At 69.7% G+C, this 17,660-nt stretch carries 18 protein-coding genes; 10 read left to right on the forward strand and 8 right to left on the reverse strand.

The window, feature by feature from the left end; genetic code table 11:
- The first annotated feature begins 283 nt into the window (after positions 1-283).
- Positions 284-643, forward strand: coding sequence for a PRC-barrel domain-containing protein (locus tag ABTZ17_RS31025; RefSeq protein WP_352199103.1), 360 nt, complete (start codon positions 284-286; stop codon positions 641-643).
- 323 nt (positions 644-966) lie between these two features.
- Here ABTZ17_RS31025 and ABTZ17_RS31030 read toward each other — a convergent pair whose 3' ends face one another.
- The gene (locus ABTZ17_RS31030) at positions 967-1,497 is read right to left on the reverse strand and encodes a helicase associated domain-containing protein (protein ID WP_502994922.1); all 531 of its coding nucleotides are present in this window, start codon (positions 1,495-1,497) and stop codon (positions 967-969) included.
- 470 nt (positions 1,498-1,967) lie between these two features.
- Positions 1,968-2,231, reverse strand: a complete 264-nt coding sequence (locus tag ABTZ17_RS31035; protein WP_352199104.1) for a hypothetical protein — start codon at positions 2,229-2,231, stop codon at positions 1,968-1,970.
- A gap of 820 nt (positions 2,232-3,051) precedes the next feature.
- Between ABTZ17_RS31035 and ABTZ17_RS31040 the strand changes: the two genes are divergently transcribed.
- Entirely contained in the window at positions 3,052-3,645 is a 594-nt protein-coding gene (locus ABTZ17_RS31040) for a hypothetical protein (protein WP_352199118.1), read from the forward strand.
- A gap of 323 nt (positions 3,646-3,968) precedes the next feature.
- On the opposite strand, the gene ABTZ17_RS31045 is transcribed toward ABTZ17_RS31040, so the two are convergent.
- The 3 genes from ABTZ17_RS31045 to ABTZ17_RS31055 are packed head-to-tail and all read right to left on the reverse strand — an operon-like array spanning position 3,969 to position 4,617.
- Positions 3,969-4,166: a hypothetical protein gene (locus tag ABTZ17_RS31045; RefSeq protein WP_502994923.1), complete on the reverse strand. Its 198-nt coding sequence runs from the start codon at positions 4,164-4,166 to the stop codon at positions 3,969-3,971.
- 11 nt (positions 4,167-4,177) lie between these two features.
- Complete coding sequence (locus ABTZ17_RS31050) at positions 4,178-4,417, reverse strand: hypothetical protein (RefSeq protein WP_352199106.1); 240 nt, start codon at positions 4,415-4,417, stop codon at positions 4,178-4,180.
- On the reverse strand, positions 4,414-4,617 hold the full coding sequence (locus ABTZ17_RS31055) for a hypothetical protein (RefSeq protein WP_352199107.1): 204 nt from the start codon (positions 4,615-4,617) through the stop codon (positions 4,414-4,416). Before ABTZ17_RS31055 ends, ABTZ17_RS31050 begins: the two co-directional genes overlap by 4 nt.
- A gap of 173 nt (positions 4,618-4,790) precedes the next feature.
- Here ABTZ17_RS31055 and ABTZ17_RS31060 point away from each other — a divergent pair, with 173 nt between their 5' ends.
- From ABTZ17_RS31060 to ABTZ17_RS31075, 4 genes are all read left to right on the forward strand, one after another.
- Positions 4,791-5,525 (forward strand): DUF6879 family protein, encoded by a 735-nt coding sequence (locus ABTZ17_RS31060; RefSeq protein WP_352199108.1) that lies wholly within the window; start codon positions 4,791-4,793, stop codon positions 5,523-5,525.
- Positions 5,526-5,537: 12 nt separating this feature from the next.
- A complete protein-coding gene (locus ABTZ17_RS31065) occupies positions 5,538-6,392 on the forward strand; it encodes a helix-turn-helix domain-containing protein (protein WP_352199109.1) in 855 nt (284 codons plus the stop codon).
- A gap of 909 nt (positions 6,393-7,301) precedes the next feature.
- On the forward strand, positions 7,302-7,925 hold the full coding sequence (locus ABTZ17_RS31070) for an excalibur calcium-binding domain-containing protein (protein WP_352199110.1): 624 nt from the start codon (positions 7,302-7,304) through the stop codon (positions 7,923-7,925).
- A gap of 381 nt (positions 7,926-8,306) precedes the next feature.
- The gene (locus tag ABTZ17_RS31075; RefSeq protein ID WP_352199111.1) at positions 8,307-9,179 is read left to right on the forward strand and encodes a hypothetical protein; all 873 of its coding nucleotides are present in this window, start codon (positions 8,307-8,309) and stop codon (positions 9,177-9,179) included.
- Positions 9,180-9,338: 159 nt separating this feature from the next.
- On the opposite strand, the gene ABTZ17_RS31080 is transcribed toward ABTZ17_RS31075, so the two are convergent.
- Positions 9,339-9,611 carry a hypothetical protein gene (locus ABTZ17_RS31080; RefSeq protein WP_352199112.1) on the reverse strand — a complete coding sequence of 91 codons (273 nt, stop codon included), beginning with the start codon at positions 9,609-9,611 and terminating at the stop codon, positions 9,339-9,341.
- A 417-nt stretch (positions 9,612-10,028) separates the two neighbouring features.
- Between ABTZ17_RS31080 and ABTZ17_RS31085 the strand changes: the two genes are divergently transcribed.
- The gene (locus ABTZ17_RS31085; RefSeq protein ID WP_352199113.1) at positions 10,029-10,673 is read left to right on the forward strand and encodes an ATP-dependent DNA ligase; all 645 of its coding nucleotides are present in this window, start codon (positions 10,029-10,031) and stop codon (positions 10,671-10,673) included.
- Complete coding sequence (locus tag ABTZ17_RS31090; RefSeq protein ID WP_352199114.1) at positions 10,649-10,849, forward strand: hypothetical protein; 201 nt, start codon at positions 10,649-10,651, stop codon at positions 10,847-10,849. The genes ABTZ17_RS31085 and ABTZ17_RS31090 overlap by 25 nt, the downstream gene beginning before the upstream one ends.
- Positions 10,850-11,207: 358 nt before the next feature.
- Here the strand turns inward: ABTZ17_RS31090 and ABTZ17_RS31095 are convergent, their stop codons facing one another.
- Positions 11,208-12,746, reverse strand: coding sequence for an FG-GAP-like repeat-containing protein (locus tag ABTZ17_RS31095; protein WP_352199115.1), 1,539 nt, complete (start codon positions 12,744-12,746; stop codon positions 11,208-11,210).
- Between the two features lie 162 nt (positions 12,747-12,908).
- Positions 12,909-13,277, reverse strand: a complete 369-nt coding sequence (locus ABTZ17_RS31100; RefSeq protein ID WP_352199116.1) for a hypothetical protein — start codon at positions 13,275-13,277, stop codon at positions 12,909-12,911.
- A gap of 472 nt (positions 13,278-13,749) precedes the next feature.
- Here ABTZ17_RS31100 and ABTZ17_RS31105 point away from each other — a divergent pair, with 472 nt between their 5' ends.
- Positions 13,750-17,244 carry an ALF repeat-containing protein gene (locus tag ABTZ17_RS31105; protein WP_352199117.1) on the forward strand — a complete coding sequence of 1,165 codons (3,495 nt, stop codon included), beginning with the start codon at positions 13,750-13,752 and terminating at the stop codon, positions 17,242-17,244.
- Positions 17,244-17,600, forward strand: coding sequence for a hypothetical protein (locus tag ABTZ17_RS31110; RefSeq protein ID WP_352199119.1), 357 nt, complete (start codon positions 17,244-17,246; stop codon positions 17,598-17,600). The genes ABTZ17_RS31105 and ABTZ17_RS31110 overlap by 1 nt, the downstream gene beginning before the upstream one ends.
- Positions 17,601-17,660 lie beyond the last annotated feature (60 nt).

The raw sequence follows: 17,660 nt of genomic DNA on the forward strand, positions 1-17,660 counted from the left end.
GGCCGGAAGCAGTTGCTTCCGGCCCGGCCCATCCTTGTTTCCGTAGAGCCGAGGCCCTGAACCGGCGTAGGTGGTGCGCTCCACAGGAGAGCGGTGTTGCTTGTGCACCGTAGCCTCGGCCACCCGGCCTGACCGGATCTCAGGGGTGTAGCAATGCCGAAGCGGGGCATGCGAAGTCCAGGACCGGAGCGCGCGTTCCGTCATAAACGCGATGCATGCAAGGGAAGCCGGTCGGGGAATGTGATTCCTCGCTGCGTCCCTGTTTATCGGTGGGGTATTTCGGATGACTGGAAACGTGTGGGGCTACCGCGAGACGTCCGGCCGTCTGGCCGGCATGGACCTGACCGGATACGAGGTTGAGGCGACCGACGGCTCCATCGGCAAGGTCGACAAGCACTCCGACGAGGTCGGCTCCTCCTACATCGTGGTCGACACCGGTGTGTGGATCTTCGGCAAGGAGGTCCTTCTGCCCGCCGGCGTCATCCTCCGCGTCGAGATCGACCACAGGAAGATCTTCGTGGACCGGACGAAGGAGCAGATCAAGAACGCTCCGGAGTTCGACAAGGACAAGCACCTCGACAACGCCGACTACCACCACGAGGTCGGGGGTTACTACGACGGCCACGGCCGTCGCAACGCCTGACACACGCATCGAACGTGCCCGGGGCGGTCCGGCAGCCAGACGGCTGCCGGACCGCCCCGATGCTGTACCTCCTCAGTGCCCGGAAACGCCACGCCCCTCCCGCGCTCAGGTGCGGCCCGTTCGGGGGCGCGCCCCAGCGAATACACCCCAGAGAGGCACCTGGTCCGCCGTTCGCGGCGATCAGCGTTGTCATGACGGTGCTGTCCCTGATCTCCGACGGCCCGCCCGTTGTGCGCCGCGCATGGCTCTGCTCGTTCAGCCTCCGGCGGATGCGTGGGCGCGGCCAACGGCCGGGGATGTAGCGGTCCGGAGCGCCGAGGTTCTCAGTCGATGTCGTCCAACTGCTCGCGCCGCGCCTCCGTCAGCGCCCCGGTCGAGGATGCCACGGGCAGGCCCTCGGCCCGCCGGCGTTCGTTCTCGTCGGCCTTGCGGGCGGCGGCTCGCGCGTTCTTCAGCCAGATCCCCACCCGATAGCCCTGATGCGTGGCATCGGTCGGGGCGAGGAGGTGCCCGTTCTCCCCCGCCCACCCTCGCGCGGCGGAGAGGCCTTCCTCCCAGGCGACGTCGAAGTGCGCCCAGACCATGCCCAGCTTCTCCAGCTGGCCGATGCGGGCCTGGTCGAGGTCGCCGCGGGCGTGGAAGCGCCGGTTGTCCGCGATCCACTGCCCGAGCGGGTAGTTCGCGAGAGCGGCCGGCCAACCCAGCCCCTCCGCCTCTTCGCCGGCGGGGACACGGTAGGTGAAGGGGACCTTCAGGTCGCCGTGCTCGCGCGCGAAGATGACGGCCGCTTCGATCCCGCGCCGCCAGTGCTCGTGCTCGGGGTCGAGGACCCGCAGGTTGATGAACGCGGCCAACTGCGCCGGATCCCGCGGCGTGGAGACCTTCAACAACGCCCGCGCCGGAGCCGACGGCCCCCCGGCCCCACCCACCCCGGCTCGGCCTCGTGCGCCCTTCTGAAGGCCCCGGAGACCGCGCTCGTCCGCAAGCTGCGGGCCGGCGGTCCATCCCCGGGAGGTCATCGAGGAGGCACAGATGCTCCGAGCAAACGCCGATCATCACCGCTACCGGGAGCTCGCCCTGAGGGTCTGGCCCGATGCCCCCGCCATCGAGGCCGATCTCGAAAACGCGCCTGCTCCTCCTGGCCCGCAGCACAGGCCGTGGGCAGAGGCAACGGGCGTGGGGCCGGCCTCAGGTTGTGGCCGGCGGGCGGGTGTGGCGTGCTGTCGGCAACAGCCGTGGTGAAGAGCGCCGGACCCTGGCGGCCCTGCCGAAGGCGCGGTGAGCCCTGGCGGGCCCGGCCTCCATTCAGGCCGGGAACCGCTGGCTATGGCGTCGGATCCCACTCGTCGGGACCTGCGCCGCGCCATTCCACGAAGTCCGGATCGGTCAGGTCCACGTCCTCGGCGCTCTCCAGGCCGGCGGCGGCCAGGAAGATCCTGTTATCGGCCGGCCGGTGTGCGACTCCGATGGCGACGCCGTCGTAGCGGACCCGCCGCCACCCCTGCTCGTCCGGCGGGTAGACGATCAGCTTGGGGGACATGCCCACCATCGTCGCCCGCTTGCCGCCCAGCAGGCGGTGGGAGGCCATCCGGGCTACCTGTCGCAGCCGCGCCACGTGGGCAAGCCCAAGGGGAGCCTGGGCAAGCCGCCTTCCGGGGGGGGACTTGCCCACCCGTCCGGACCACCCGGGGCGGGGCGGCACCGCGCAATGCCCTGGCGCGGAGTTCTTCAGCGAGGCTGTGGCTGACCGATGACCGATGACCCCCGGCAGGGACTTGCATCGACCGGTCACGGGCGCTGACGTGCGGTTTGACCGATCGGCCGAGCGAATCGGTCACGCGCGCCGGTGACCGATCTGCCGGGGTGGGCAAGCCCCGGGTTCGGCTGGGCAAGCCACCCCTGGACGGGGGCTTGCCCACCCCGGCCGGGGCACGCTGAGGTGGGCAAGCCGGGCCGGATCGCCCGGCCGGGGAACGCGACGCGATGTCCACCGTTCCGGCCGGGTGTGGAGCGGACACGCGCTGCGGGTCCTCGCCGACACCGACGAGGCTCTGGTGACCGCTTGCCCGCCCGGCGCGCAGACCCGCTGGCCCGAACTGTACGCGAAGGCCCGCGCGGAAGGGGACAGGTCGGTGCGCACGACGGCGTTCGAGGCGATGGCGTCCGGCCGGTGGGACCTCGCGGCCGCCGCGTGGGGAGGAGACCGACCTGCTGCTGTGGAAGCCTCCGGCGGCGTGGTTCAGCATCAACGCCTTCTATGTCCCGGACGGGAACCGACGCCGGCGGTTTCCGGAGGGCCCCATCGAACTCTGCCTGAGTGTGTGCTTGTCACTGGGGGTGCGTCGTCGTTGTCACCTTGAGATCGTTTGTGGTCTTTACTCTTGACGCAGACGGGCCGGGGAGACGAGTTGTTCACGGAGTACCAGCAGAAGCTGCGCGAGCGCTACATCGGCGCCGCCGTCATGCCGGCCCCTGAGCCGTGGCGGCCGGTGCTGGACCGCAGGACCCCTATCGGGGGTCTGCTCGGCGTGGGTTTCGCCGTCCATCCCGACAGCGCGCACGACCTCGTCATGGTCGTGTCCAGCGACGGCCATGGACTCTTTGACGCGGTCACCGGCGAGAAAATCGCCCGCGATCGGGACCCGGATCCCGACACCAGCACTCCGGACGCGTCGCCGGAGCTCACCTGCCCCGGGCTCGGCCCGATCGGCGGCACGCCGGTACGTATCGCCGGGCTGTTCGGTGGTGGCCTGCACAGCACCACTGCGGACGGCTGGACCCTGGACGTCGTCAGCCCCGAGTGGCCCCACGACCGTGTCATCCTCTCCGCCGACGGTGGGTCCCACGAAGGCCCGGCGGGAGGGACGTGGTGGCACATCTTTCACTCCGCGTACTCGGAACTCCGCGCCGTCGGGTTCTCTCCCTCCGGCCTGACTCTCGCGGTCGCCACCAGCAGCGACCTCACCCTCTGGACCCGACCAGAACTCCACTTCGGCGACTGAGCGGACAGCGGTTCAGCAGGTCGCCCAGGCCGACGTCGCCCGCGCGCTGCCGGACCCGGACGTCGGCCGTCTCACGGGCCTGTGCATCGGGTTCGGGGGTACGTTGATGGGAGCCGTTGGTGTATCCCGCGCTGCGGCATCCCCCCTTCGCGTGGTTGGGTGCTTCCGGTTCGGACCTCCTCAATCCCGTGGCCCCGTACGGGCCGCGTGCTTCCTTTCCCGTCCACGCCGGAAAGGGGAGGGGCCCCCGACAACCCAGGAGGGCAGCCATGCCCGAGCACAGCCCGGACCGGCTTCCGGCCGCGTACCCGACCGGACGGAACCTATGCGCCGGCGGGTGGTGGTGTGGGTATGTCCACCAGGAGCTCGTCGCCCGCGCGGAACCGGTCGGTGCCGCCCTCCTCCCAGGCGACCATCACGAATAGCCCGCCCATCGAGCCGATGTCGGTCTTGGTGGTCTTCACCGTGCGCCACTGACCCTCGTAGCCGATGTGGTCACCGGGCCCGAGGAGGGCAGCCATCTTGATCGTCGTCACGGCTGTGCCTGAACGGGCCGGACGTGTTTCAAGGGCACGTCCCACTCGACCCCGCCACCGGCCGGCCGCACGTAGGCGGTTCGCCTGAGGAGCTTTCCCGACCCCTTGGCGCGCTCCTCGATCACGCCGATGAGTTCGCCCGTCCGCTGATGCACGGTGTCCTCAACGAGCGTCCCAGCGGGGTACGGCAGCTCGCCGTGGCTGAGCGTCGTCGACGGCTTCTCGTACGTCGTCACTCTTCGCCTCCCCGCTGAAGCGCTTCGGCCAGGCGAGCGGCCACATCGGAGCGCACCCGCCCCAGCTCCACGAGCCGCAGCGCGGGGGAGGCGCCGTCAACGCTCAGAGAGGGGAGCACGATCCCGACTTCGGCCAGGGCCGCTCTGAGGGACTCCACCGCCGTGAACGCGTCGATGTCCTGCTGTTCCTTGGTTGCCATGAACCGGACGCTAGAAGCCGACAGCCGCCCGGCGGTACGTTGTTTTCTCGAATTTGCTCGACCCGCGACGAAGATTGCTGATGTTTTCTCCTGTGCCCTGCCTGACCCCGTGGAACCGAGCCGGGCCCCCGGGCCATGCTGTCGGATCAACACCCCCGGAAGGGAGAGCCTCCATGGCGCGTCAGCTTCGCTTCATCGGCACGGACAGCAAGGTCGACGGTTGCCCCGCCCTGCACACTGACGAGGGCACCGGCGAAGTCATCGTTCAGGGCAGGCCCGTCACCGCCCCCGCAGACCTCGCGCAACTGCAGCACTTCGGGCCGGACGATGCGGCGGTGGCCGTGCCCCGCGAACTGCTCGTGAACTGGGGACCGAAGGAGATGGAGCGCGTGCCCGAACTCCTCGACCGGGCCACCTTCCGCAGACTGTTCGAGACCTTCAAGCACACCGCCTGGCGGCTGGAGACCCGCCGCGGCTATGCCTCAGACCGTGAAGACCCCGACTTTCAGGCCTTCCTCGCCACCGGCTCCTCCCCCTGCGACCCCGACGAGCCCTGGTTCGTCAACATCAAGGCCCAGACCGAGGCAGGCAAGCGCGTCGGCCGCGTACGCGTCGCCGACAAGCCCATGACCACCGAGCAACGATTCCTGCTCGACTACGCCCGGCACAACGCGGCGGTCGGCGAGGACATCCGTTACCTGTGGCGCGAGAACGCGGCCGACCTGCCCACCGAAGACTTCTGGATCTTCGACTCTCGGATCGTCGCCGTGCTGCACTTCGATGACGCCGACAACATCACCGACATCGAGCTGATCACCGAACCGGCCGAGGTCGTGCGGTACGCCATCGTGCGTGACGCGGCGATGCACCACGCCATCCCGTTCGACCGGTTCGCCGCTACCGAATAGAGCGCATGACCGGTGAGCACCGACTATCAGCAAGCCCGGGTGGCCCTGGGCGCGCGACTACGCGAACTCCGGTTCACCTGCCCTGGTGGCCGGCTCACCGGTCAGCAGCTCGCCCAGCGGCTCGGCTGGCAGGGCTCCAAGGTCAGCAAGCTGGAGAACGGCAAGCAGACGGCCACCCCCGAGGACCTGAAGGCGTGGGCCGACGCGACCGAACAGCCGGACGTGTACCCCGAGCTCGCCGCCCGCCTGGCGGGGTTCGAGTCCCACATCAGGTCATGGCGTCGCGCGCTGGGCAACGGCTTCAAGCCGTTGCACGAGGGCCTGACCACCGAGATCGACCGCACTTCGCACATGTGGATCTGGGAAGAGTCGGTGATCCCCGGCCTGTTGCAGACCCCCGAGTACGCGCGCCATGTCATCCAGCGGTACGCCGAACTGCTCGGGGGAGCCGACGATATCGAGGCCGCAGTGCGGTCACGGGTGCGGCGGCAAGAGTGGCTGTACAGGCCCGGCCGCAAGCTGCACGTCCTGATGTGGGAAGCGGCGCTGCGCTCGCTGATCTGCCCACCCTCAGTGCTGGCCGCCCAGCTCGACCGCCTGACCGGGATCCTCGGAATGGACACGGTGGAGCTCGGCATCATCCCGTTCACGGCCTCCGTCAAGATCGTGCCCGCCAACGGCTTCTGGGTCCTCGACGACCGCCTGGTGGTCGCGGAGGACTGGCACGCCGAAATGTGGTTGGACGACACCGACAACATCGCCTTGTACTCGAAGGTCTGGCGCACCCTGCGCGAGTCGGCCGTGTACGGGACCGACGCCCACAACGTCATCAACGCGGCCCGCCGCGCACTCGACCCTCGTCAATGAGGAGGTTGTGGCCGTACCCGCGTCACGACACTCCGAGCGAAATTGCCACCAGCAGGCACAGAGTCAGCGAGCCCCCGAAGGCGCCTCCGCCGAAGAAGATTCCCGTTGTGGCGACCGGCGGTGACCGCCTCGGCCATCGCGGACCTGGTGGCCGCCGGCCTCCTGCTGCGCCTGCCAGGGCCGGCGGACGCTGCGGTGGCGCACGCGGACCAGATGGCGGCCTCGGCCGCCGCCGCGGCCTGCCCACCGTCCTCGACGACCACACCCTCCTCGGCCTGGATCAGGCGGTCGTCCGCGCCGGGCTCCGCCGCACCTGCCTCCACCACACCGTCCGCCTCGGCTGGCTCCGCCCGGTCCGCACGGGCCGCGGTGCACTTCGGGAGGCGCGGGGCGGGGAAGTCGAATCCGGCGTGCAGGACCCTCACGCGCTCCACCAGCGCGGCTACCTGCACCGGATCCGCTTCACCGACCGATCCGGCGGCGGTCGGAACCTCCAGTTCGGCACGGAAATCGAGGGGCAGGGCACATGCCTTGGGGAGGACCTCGACCACATCGCCCTGACACCCGAAGGCCTGACATCGGTGCAGGCGCCTACTCCCTTCCCGAGCCCGGCCGCCGTAACGGAGCCCTCCCACCCTCGCATCGACCACCAGATCCGGGCCACGGACAGTGCGGATCGAGCTTGTCGTGGCTCCGCGACGATCTCGGCCCGGTCCCCTGCCGGGGTGCAGGGGTCCGGCTTGGTGGCCTTCGGCGCGGCAGGTTCCCGCGTGGGTGGCGTACTCGGACGGGGAGGGCGCTCGTTGGGTGTGCAGGAGAAGGGGGCTGCGATCGTGCTCCCCGAGGCGGTCGTCTACCCGTCTGCGGGGGCCCGGCGGGCTCCGTGTGCGTGGCGACCAGGGGAGAGTCGTGTCCGAGTTTCGTGTGTCCGAGGTGCCGGTTCGACAGGGCCGTCGTTGGCATCCCCTCCTGGCCGTTCCCGCGGTCGTGGTGGCGACGGTGTTGCTGCCACCGCTGGGTGCGGGGCTGGCGTTCTGGGCCCGGTGGGGCAAGCCGGCCCGAGCGGTGACGGTCACGTTGGCGTGCGTGTGGTCCCTGGTGATGGTGATGGCCGCATCGGGAGGGAAGAAGGAACCGGACGACGCCAAGTCGGGCCCGCGGCCCACGGTCACGGTCACCGCGACGGCCACCGTCCACGTCACCGCGACCCCGACCACCGTCCCGGCCTCCGGCCCACCCGTGATGACTGCCACGCCCACTCCTCCCGCACCCGTCGTGCCGTCCCCCGCCGACATCCCGAAGCCGACCGGCATACCGTTCCAGGTGCCGCCCGCGCCCACCGGGCCGGGGCCGGACACCGTTGATCGAGCCGATGACAACCTCGACGACGGCAAGGGATCCGATCCCGCACCCGTGGTGAGCTACCGCAACTGCAGCGATGTCAGGGCTGCGGATGCCGCGCTGATCCGTCGAGGGGACCCCGGCTACGGCCGGCACCTCGACCGGGACGGCGACGGAGTCGCCTGCGAGTAGCCCACCGGACTCCGACGACGCCTTCCACGAGAGGCACCGCGGCTCCCGGGTGGACGGGGGGGCCGAGGTAGGCGGGGCGAGGGTGTGCCAGGTCGGATCGAGCCGGTGAATCAGGCTTGCCCGATTCACTGCACGTCGTGCCGCAATCCTCAGTAGCCTTCCGGCCCAGAGGACCTTAGATCAGGCTCGAAGAACGGCCTTTTGCTCCGGCGGTAGGAGAACCCGTGTCAGATGATTCCTGGCCTGTCGCGCTCCCACCGATGACTCCGATCTACCCCTTCAACGCCGTCGGGGCCCCTGTCAGCTTGCACTCCGGGGAGATCCCTCGCCCCGGGCCGCCGCTCCCTCCTGGCCGGGTTGGAGCCGGTGGAGGACGCCGCGGTGACGCTCGCGGCGGTGGCGCGGATCGCCCGTGTGGGGCGGGCCGCCGTGGCTGCGTGGCGGCGCCGGCACGGGGACTTCCCGGCCCCGGTGGGCGGTACGGCGGTGAGCCCGCTCCTCGACCCGGACCACGTGGCGGCCTGGCTCCTCGCGCACGGAAAGATCGCCGTCCCGTACGTCCCGGACCACGGCACCCTGCTGCTCCGCACAGCCGGCGGCGGTACCCGCACGGTCCGGCTGGAGGCCCCGGAGTACCGGTTCGCGAAGGTGGCGGACGCCGAGGACACCGTGGGCGGGTGGGTGGTCGAAACCGACGCGGACGCCCTCATGACGGCGGCCGAGTACCCGTCAGGGGCGGGGATCCTGCGCCTGTCGGTGCCTGGGGAGCCGGCCGTGGCAGTCCGCGGCGGTGTCACCCTCACCGCCCGGTCCGAGGCCCGTCGGGGCCGGGTGTGGGTGGCCCTGTGGTGGCGGGCGGGCCTGCGAGGTGAAGCCGGCCGGACCGAGCACGCCGAGGCCCGGCCCGTCCGGGAGGACGGCTGCCCCTGCCGGGCGCAGGACTGCGGCGGGATCACCGTGACCGCATCCTGCCCCGTGCACGGCACCGCCGCCGCCCCCGCCCTCACCCGGCAACCGGTGGGCGGGATCCGCTGCGCCGAGCTGCGCGGCAGGGGAGTGCGCGGGGCTGGTTTAGGGTCGTCGGTAGCCCGCGCCGATATGGGTGCGTGTGGTCAGGCCCGGTGCCCCGGCTTCTTGGGGGGCAGTACCGCCGGGCCGCCCCACCCCCTCCTCCTGCTCCGGTGTGGGCGACGTGCGCGCCCACACCATCGGGCCGCCGAGGGGAGCCGGAGCAGCGCCGTGCACCCGTCCTGACCGTGACCCCGCACGGCGCCGCCGGAACCGACTCCTACCGCCTCGCCAGCACCCGAGCACGTGCCGAGGAATCGGCCAAGGCCAGCTGATTGCTGCCGCTACCTGCCTCGACGGCCCCGCCGCCCTCCGGGCGGCGGGGCCGTCGGCTGAGCGTCCCGCCTACTCATCGACTAGTCCGAAGTCCCGAGGGAAGGCTTCAAGGAACTCCCGCCGCGCGGGATCGGTCTCTGCTTCAGTCATTCCTCCAAGGACGTCAAGCAGATCGCTCCGTTGTTCGCCTGACAAGTGCTTGAGCACCGCAGCCATGCCCTCCAGGGCCTTCACCGCGTCATCAAGATCCATCTGTTCGTCGTCCGCACCGTCGATGAACCAAGCCATGTCAACCAAGGCCTCGGTCAACGCGTGTGCCAGCGATGAGTACTCAGATGCCACGGTGATCTCCCCCAAACTGCGGTCCCGGCTTGCACCGCCATCCCACCACATCCCTCCCGATACCAGGGGACCCGCCCAGCGGCAGCGACCTGGCCGTCCGCGACTTCATTTCCCATGAACATTCACCGGGACTTTGATCGCGTACGGCCTTCCGATGAGGCGGACAAACGCTGCTGTTGAACGTGAACAAAGCCACCGGCCCGGTACCCCCACAGCTCACACGGCTGCTGGTGCTGACCTGCACCACCGACCTGTTCACCTACACCCCCACCGCCTGACCCCACCCCCACCCACGCCCCGGCCGGCGCTCCCCGGCTGCACCCGGCCGGGGCCGCCGGGAGGGTCGGTGCCCGGACGCGGGTAGGCGGGTGGTGATGAAGGGAGGCAGTGGTGGTGCTGGTTCCTCCGGTGGTTCCGATGTTGGCGCAGGCCGCGGAGTCCATCCCCGGCGCCGCGACCGTGCGGGGTGGTCTGGCCCTTGAGCAGAAGTTCGACGGGCAGCGGGCCCTTCTGTTCACCCCGTCCCGGCCGGGCGGGCCGGTGCTGCTCGAGACCCGCCGCGGCGCCCTCATCCAAGACCGCTTCCCCGACCTGGTGGCCGCAGCCGACCGGCTCCCCTCCGGTCTGGTGCTGGACGGCGAGCTGCTGGTGTGGGACACGGTGGCCGAGCGGCTGTCCTTCGAAGCGTTGCAGCGGCGGGCCGCGTCCCGCCGCGCTGCCGCCGACCTCTCCGTGTCGCTGCCCGCGTTCTACGTGGTCTTCGACGTGTTGCAGCAGGACGGCCAGGCGGTGACGGATCTCCCGTACCGGGAGCGCCGCCGCCGGCTGGAGACCCTGTTCGCGGCGCGGGGGCTCACGGCCCCGTGGACGCTGTGCCCGATGACCACCGACCCGGCCAAGGCGAGAGAGGGGCTGGAGACGTGGACCGACGTATCCGGCGTTGAGGGCCTGGTCGTGAAGGGCATGGACACCCGGTACCTGCCCGGGTACCGGGGTGGGTGGACAAGGTACGCCGCCGCGACACCACGGAAGCCGTCGTGGGCGCCGTCACCGGCACCCTGACCCGGCCCGCGGTGCTGGTCCTCGGCCGCCCCGACGCGGACGGCGGACTGCACCCGGTCGGCCGGACCGTACCCCTGCGCCCGGAGCAGTCCCGACAGGTGGGCGAGCACCTGGTGGCCGCCGACCCGGGGCACCCGTGGGAAGGGGTGCGTCACTGCGTCATGGCGCGGCCTTGACCTGCTCGACCGAGGTGGGTGCGGCCCGAGCCGGTCATGGTCCCGTCGGGTTGGTATGTGCCGGGGGAGAGGGAGGTGCCGTGGCGCCTCGGGCAGCTTCGATGTCTGCTCGGGTCGCGTGGCGCGTCCCTGGGGGCGTTTGGGCTCTTGAGTGGAATTTCGATGGTTCGCGGATCCACCTGTGCCCGCGGGAGGGGGTGGATGGGCGGCCGGGACCGATGGCGTTGATCTGGCTTTGTGCAGGGGCTGGGTGTGGGTGTGATGCCCCGACCTGGTTGGCAGGTCGGGGCATCACTGCGGTTTCTGTGGCGCCGGTGGGTTCAGCCCATCACGAACCGCATCGGGCCTGTGTGGTGGTTCAGGTGAGTTGGAGCATGGTGCGCCAGGTGTTGCCGCCGTAGGAGATGGGGGTCTGGGCGGTGATGGAGCCGTTGCCGTCGCCCTTGTAGAGGTGGAGGGTGCCGTCGTTCCAGATGGCCATGAGGTCGGCGATGCCGTCACCGGTGTAGTCGCCGGCGGTCATCTGGAGGATGGTGCCCCAGGTGTTTCCGCCGAGGGCGATGGTGCGTCCGTCCTTGATCTGGCCCTTTCCGTCGCCCTTGTAGGCGTGGAGGGTGCCGTCGTGCCAGACGGCCATGAGGTCGGCGATGCTGTCGCCGTCGAAGTCGCCGCCGGGCAGGAGCTTGACGGTGCCCCAGGTGTTGGCGCCGACGGTGATCTTGGTGGCGGGGAAGAGCTGGCCGTTGCCCTTGCCCTTGTACAGGCGCAGGCTGCCGTCGTTCCAGACGGCCATGAGGTCTGCGTTGCCGTCGCCGGTGAAGTCGCCCGCGGTGAGCTGCTTGGTGGTGCCCCAGGTGTTGGTGCCGGTGGTCACGGTGATGGCGGCGGTGAACTTGCCCTTGCCGTCGCCCTTGTAGATGTGGAGGGTGCCGTCGTTCCAGATGGCGGCGAGGTCGGCGATGCCGTCATTGGTGAAGTCGCCCTTGGCGATCTGCTTCATCGTCTTCAGGCTGGTGCCGAAGGACTGGCCGATGTTCTCGCCGCTGAGGCCGGTGGTCTTGTCGCCGGGGTAGACGTGGAGGGTGCCGTCGTTCCAGATGGCGGCGAGGTCGGCGATGCCGTCGTTGGTGACGTCGTCCTGGACGCGGAAGGTGGTCTTGGCGATCCAGGGTCCGAGGTCGTGGACGGGGGTGTCGACGGCGTTGCGGCGGGTCTCGGTCTCGCCGAGGCAGCCGCCCTGCCAGGACTGGGCGTGGAGGGCGACGAGTTCGAGGACGCCGTCGTTCTCGCGCAGGGCGGGACCGCCGAGGTCGCCCTTGCACAGGCTTGCGGTGCCCTTGGGGTCGAGGGCCACGCTGGTGGCCGCCGCGCCGGTGACGGTGAAGGTGGACACGCGCAGCTTGTTGGGGACCCATTCGGACTGGGTGCGGCCGAAGCCGGCGGTCTTGAGCTCTTCGCCCACGGTGGCGGCGGTGTCGGCGACGAGGACGGGATCGACGTCCATCGCCCGCTGGGCGAGCTTGACGAGCACGACGTCGCGGTCGGCGCGGGGCACGAGTTCGACGGCTTCGGTGACCAGTCCGGTTCCGGCGGTCAGGTTGACGCGGCCGACGGTGACGGTCGCCTTCATCTTGGGCTTGCCGGCGGTCACCGAACCGTCCTTGGCGGCGAAGCAGCTCTTGGCCGTGAGGATCCACTGCGGATCGACCAGGACGCCGGAACACGCGCGTGTGGGGTCGTCGTTGCCGATGACGATCTTGGCTGTGGGGGCGTAGGCGTTGTCGGTGGTCGTCGCGCCGATGGCGGCGGTGGCCGAAGGCGTGGCCGACAGGATCGTGCTCGCGGCCAGGGCGAGAACGCCGCCTGCGAGCGCAGGACGGGGGCGGAGGGGAGACATGGGTGTCCTCTGGATGCGGGGGGTGGGTGTGCGCCGCGGGGGCGGCGGGCCGATGTCCGGTTGCCTGCGTGGTCAGCGCGGCCGTCGGAATCAGCGGCTGGTCTCCGGTCGGATGCGACCGGTCACGAGTGCTCGGTGCCTCGTGTGTCGTCGATCGAGGGGTCAGGCGCCGACGCGCAGCTCGACCAGGACCGAACGGGCCTGCTCGGCGCCTTCACCGATGGCCTTGTACTCGTTGGCGGGTGCCTGGACGACGGTCTCCTTGCCGTTGGCCGTGATGGTGGCCTGGACGGGGTAGGCCTCGGTCCACAGGCCGTAGGCGTCCGGCAGTTCCAGCGTCAGGTATCCCTGGGCGGCGTTGACGTCGAAGCAGTAGTTGTTGTTGCCCGTGCGGGACTTCACCATGATGTCGTAGGCGTCGGTGCAGCCGGTCAGTGTGATGTGACCGTCCCCGCGCTTGAGCTTGATCTGCTGGGTCGTCAGGATGTCGGCGGCGCCCGGGTAGGAGAAGTCCTCACCCAGATTTGGCATGGGCACGCTCGCAGCTGCGACCGGTCGGCCCGTATTCGAGACGCCCTGCGCGGTGGCCATGGCCGCAGCCCCCACAATCCCGGCACCGGCCAGGATCATGCACGTCAAAACGGTCTTGCGGGATCGAGATATCACCGTTTCCCCCTTCGGTCGGGGAGGGTGAACCCGAGCCCACCCCCCGTGAGATTCGCGTCAGTAAATCATATGTAAGATCTTTCCGACCATGCGCCCACCCCGCCGCAAAGCGAGCCCGCACGCGCGATACCGGGGCATGTCCGGCATCCGCCCCGTGTAGTTCTTCAACCGGTGCGGAGCCCTGCGCCGATCCGCGAGACGGGACCGCGCGACCAAGGGGGGTGGGCGCTTTCGCAGGCTCCGACCGCGGTCGGGGCCGCACAGGGGAAGGCACGACAGCATGCAGCTGCGCTCCACCGCTCGGCCACCGAGGCCACCGGCCACGAGACGACGGACCTTGCGGGCACTGTCCCTTCGGTCCGTGTCGGCCGCCGTCCTGACCTCGGCCCTGACGGCCGGGCTGCTGGGTGCCGCACCCGCGGGAGCGGTCGAGGTCGACGAGGACGGCGTACCGATCCAGACCGCCCGCGAGCAGGTCGTCACGGCCTGGACGTCCGGCGGAGCGGGCATCAAGGAGGCGGCCGAGCAGGCTCTCCTGGGCACCGACGAGGACATCCGCGCGTTCCTCGACGGAGCCGAAGCCATCCGGTACGTCGACGACTCCGTCGACGTCAGCCGCGTCTTCAACGCGGGTGGGCCCGCCGTCCGCGAAGCGGCCAAGACCGCTCTGAAGGGCACCCACGCCGACCTGAGGAACTTCCTCAAGAGCGGCTGGCAAGGTCCACTTTACGAGGACCAGCAGGTCGAGACGACCCAGATCATCAACACCGGGGGCAACGGCGTCCAGGACGCCGGCAAGACCGCGCTGAAGGGAACTCCCGAGGACGTCGCCGCCTTCCTCGCCAAGGGCCAGTACAAGGCGCGGGCCATCGACAACGAGGTCCGCCTGTCCCAGTTGATCAACTCGGGCGGCCCCGCGATGAAGGCCGCCGGCAAGCTGGCACTGCGCGGCACCCCCGAGGACATCGTCGAGTTCCTGGAAGTGGGCCAGTTCACCGCCCGCAACCGGGACCAGGAACGCGCGACGATCGCCCAGCTCACCGAGCAGGCCAAGCAGGCCGGCACCCAGGCCGAAGACGCCACGAAGGAAGCACAGGAAGCCTCCGCCAAGGCCATCGCCGCCTCCGAGCTCGCCAAGGAAGCCGCGAAGAAGGCCGCCAAGGAGACGGCGCTCGCCAAGAACGACGCCAAGCGGGCGGCGGTGAAGTCCAAGCAGGCAGCGGAAGCGGCCCGGGCAGCGGCCGACGCCGCGCAGCGCGCCATCGGCTCCGCGAACGCCGCCAACCGCGCCGCCCGCGTCGCGGCCCTGGCCGCCGCCCAGACCGCCAGCGCCGCGGCAGCGGCCGCGAACGCCGCGAACGACGCCTACAACGCCGCGATCGCCGCCGGCAAGGACGCCTCCAAGGCCGGTGCCGCCCGCGACTTCGCCAAGGCCGCGACCGACGCCGCCAAGCTCGCCCGCACCTCGGCCAAGGCCGCCGAACAGGCCGGCCGGGCCTCCGCAGCCGCCAAGACCGCGGCCCTGGCATCCCTCAGCGCCGGCGCCAACGCCAACGCCGCCGCCGCAGCGGCCGAGGAATCCAACGCCTACGCCGAGGAAGCGGGTGTGCACTCCGGCGAGGCCAAGGCCGCCGCCGCCGAGGCCCGCCGCCACGCGGCCGAGGCCAATCGCGCGGCCAACGCCGCCGTGGCCCTGGCCCAGAAGTCCGCCGACGCCGCCTACGAAGCCCGCGACGCCGCGAACTCCGCAGCGACCCACGCCGACAACGCGGCCAAGGCCGCCAACGAAGCAGCCGAGCACGCCGGACAGGCCGCCGACGCCGCGGCCGAGGCGACCAAGCACGCGGCGGCGGCGAAGAAGGCCGCGGACACCGCCACCGCCGCCCACGCCTCCGCCGTCAAGGTCCGCGCCGTCGCCCGCGCCGCCGAGCAGGAGGACCTCGCCACCCGCACCGCGGCCGCCATCGAACGCGCCCGCTCGCGCAAGGACCAACTCGCCTCCGTCACCACCACCTCAGCGGCCGAAGCCCTGCAGGCACGAGGACTGGACGCCACCGCCGCCAAGCTCGCAACCGATGCCGCCAAGCCGAACGCCGACCTCAAGGCCCTCGCCGGCAAGGGCCGCGAGCTGGCACTGCAGGCCCTGAAGCTGCGCGGGCCCTGGAGCCAGGAAGCCGCAGCGCGCGCCCTCGGAGGCACCGACACCGACGTCATCGAGTACCTGCGCTCCGGCTGGAAGAAGGCCGCCCAGGACGAGGTGCGGGAGAAGGTGTTCCAGCTCAGCACCCAAAGCCCCTACGAGGCCGTCCGCACCGCGGCCACCAAAGCCCTGACCGGCACCCCCGCCCAGATCGACACCTTCCACACCACAGGCCAGTACACCGCTGCCCAGACCGACCTCAGCGTCCGGGTCACCCAGCTCAACAACGCCGGCGGCCCCGGCGTGAAGGAAACGTCCAAGGCCGCACTCGCCGACGGCTCCGGCAAGACCCTCGCCACCTACGTCAACAGGGACTACTACGCCGCCCTGAACATCGACGAACAGGTGACGGCCACCCAACTGGCCAACAGCGGCGGCCCCGAACTCCGCGCCGCAGCCAAGATCGCCCTCGCGGGCTCCGTGGACCTGCTGCACGACTTCATCGCCGTCGAGCAGTACATGGCCGACCGCAAGGACCAACTCAGCGCCAACCACAACGCACAGATCGACCGCCTCGTCTTCGAGACATCGGGCATCGCCGCCACTGCACGCAAGAACGCCTGGCTCGCCGCAGAGGTGGCCAACAAGGCCCACGACGCCAAGGACGAAGCCAAGAAGGCAGCCGACGAGGCCGCGAAGTCCGCACGCGAGGCGGACGCCGCAGCCGCGGACGCGGACAAGGCCGCCGACAGCGCCGAAGCCAGCGCCAAGCAGGCCGCCAAATCCGCCGCGACAGCCCGCACCGCCGCAGTGAACGCGGACCGCGCCGCGGCAGCGGCCACAGAATCCGCAGCTCAAGCAGAATTCTCGGCGAACTACGCCCGCACCACCGCCGCCTGGGCCACCAGCTCCGCCAACGCGGCCCGGGAATCCGCCGACGCCGCAGGCAAGAGCGCCAAGGAAGCCGACACCCTCGCACGCCAGGCATGGACCGAGGTCAAGAAGAAGCGCGACGCAGAAGAAAAGGAAGCCAGCCGCCTGGCACTGGAGGAATTCAAGAAGCGATCCGAAAGCTCCTCCAAATACCGCTGCATCCCCCACCGCAACAACCCCAGGAGCGCCAGCCTCCTCCGCTGCGCCGATGCCATCGCCGAACTCGGACGAGAATTCGTCGGCCCGATCGGAGAACTGGCCTGGGAACTCTCCGGGGTAGAGGACCTCACCGAATGCATTGAGAACCCCACACTCAAGCCGTGCATCATGGTCGCAATGACCGTCCTCCCCGTGGGCAAGGGCGCGAAAATAGCCGACAAGATCGGTGACGGTGTCAAGGGTGTCGTCGCCGGCACTCGTGTCGGTAAAGTGGTCGAGGTCGGTGGAGTTGTACTCGACAAGGGGAAGCCGTTCGGCTGGGAGGACAAGAAGGGCGTATTCTTGATCCCCGAAGGAAAAATGAAGGAAATTGAGTCTGCCGTGCGTCAAAAATTGGGATCACCTGATGCTGTCAAAAATATCCCACAGGGGCAGATTGAGATCTGGAAGCTTGAAGATGGGGACGTGGTGTACCGTAACTTCAGCACCTCGGGGGCGCAGGCAGGGCATAAATACGATCCCACTATCCAGTTCACCAATAATTTGATGAAAGAGTACGGCATGGAGAAATATCACATTGACCGAAAGACGGTCGGGTGATGACGTCGTTCCCCTATTCGGAGCGCCTCGACTACCTTCTGGGTTTCGCTCAGACCACGCCCGTTGATTTCATCACTCTTTGGGAAAGTGCCGCTGATGCCGCTGGCAGGAACACCGCCTCGGCGGGTGAGATTCGCTCGGTCGCCTTGTCGTTGATCTCGGATATGATCGACCGTGGGGTCGATGTCGGTGATTCTATTAAGGATTCACCGGGTTTCATTCCGTGGGAAACTTCGAAGACGGAGACACTTGCCCGGATCTCACAAGAAATGGGCAAGTATGAAGATCCATTTGATTATGTGTACATCTGCTGGTTCGCGGCGCCCTTGAAGAGCGGTTGCCCAGTTTGTCCTTGAGCCGCTGGACGGCGAAGGTGTTGCGCGTGTCGTCGGGCAGCACCCGGGGTACCAGGACGC

The organism is Streptomyces sp. NPDC097619 (assembly GCF_040302735.1).
GTDB lineage: Bacteria > Actinomycetota > Actinomycetes > Streptomycetales > Streptomycetaceae > Streptomyces.

Coding starts and splice junctions, on each gene's coding strand:
- ABTZ17_RS31025 (WP_352199103.1), top strand. CDS start 284: ATGACTGGAAACGTGTGGGGCTACCGCGAGACGTCCGGCCGTCTGGCC.
- ABTZ17_RS31035 (WP_352199104.1), bottom strand. CDS start 2,231: ATGGCCTCCCACCGCCTGCTGGGCGGCAAGCGGGCGACGATGGTGGGC.
- ABTZ17_RS31045 (WP_502994923.1), bottom strand. CDS start 4,166: ATGGCTGCCCTCCTCGGGCCCGGTGACCACATCGGCTACGAGGGTCAG.
- ABTZ17_RS31055 (WP_352199107.1), bottom strand. CDS start 4,617: ATGGCAACCAAGGAACAGCAGGACATCGACGCGTTCACGGCGGTGGAG.
- ABTZ17_RS31060 (WP_352199108.1), top strand. CDS start 4,791: ATGGCGCGTCAGCTTCGCTTCATCGGCACGGACAGCAAGGTCGACGGT.
- ABTZ17_RS31085 (WP_352199113.1), top strand. CDS start 10,029: ATGTTGGCGCAGGCCGCGGAGTCCATCCCCGGCGCCGCGACCGTGCGG.
- ABTZ17_RS31095 (WP_352199115.1), bottom strand. CDS start 12,746: ATGTCTCCCCTCCGCCCCCGTCCTGCGCTCGCAGGCGGCGTTCTCGCC.
- ABTZ17_RS31100 (WP_352199116.1), bottom strand. CDS start 13,277: ATGCCAAATCTGGGTGAGGACTTCTCCTACCCGGGCGCCGCCGACATC.
- ABTZ17_RS31110 (WP_352199119.1), top strand. CDS start 17,244: ATGACGTCGTTCCCCTATTCGGAGCGCCTCGACTACCTTCTGGGTTTC.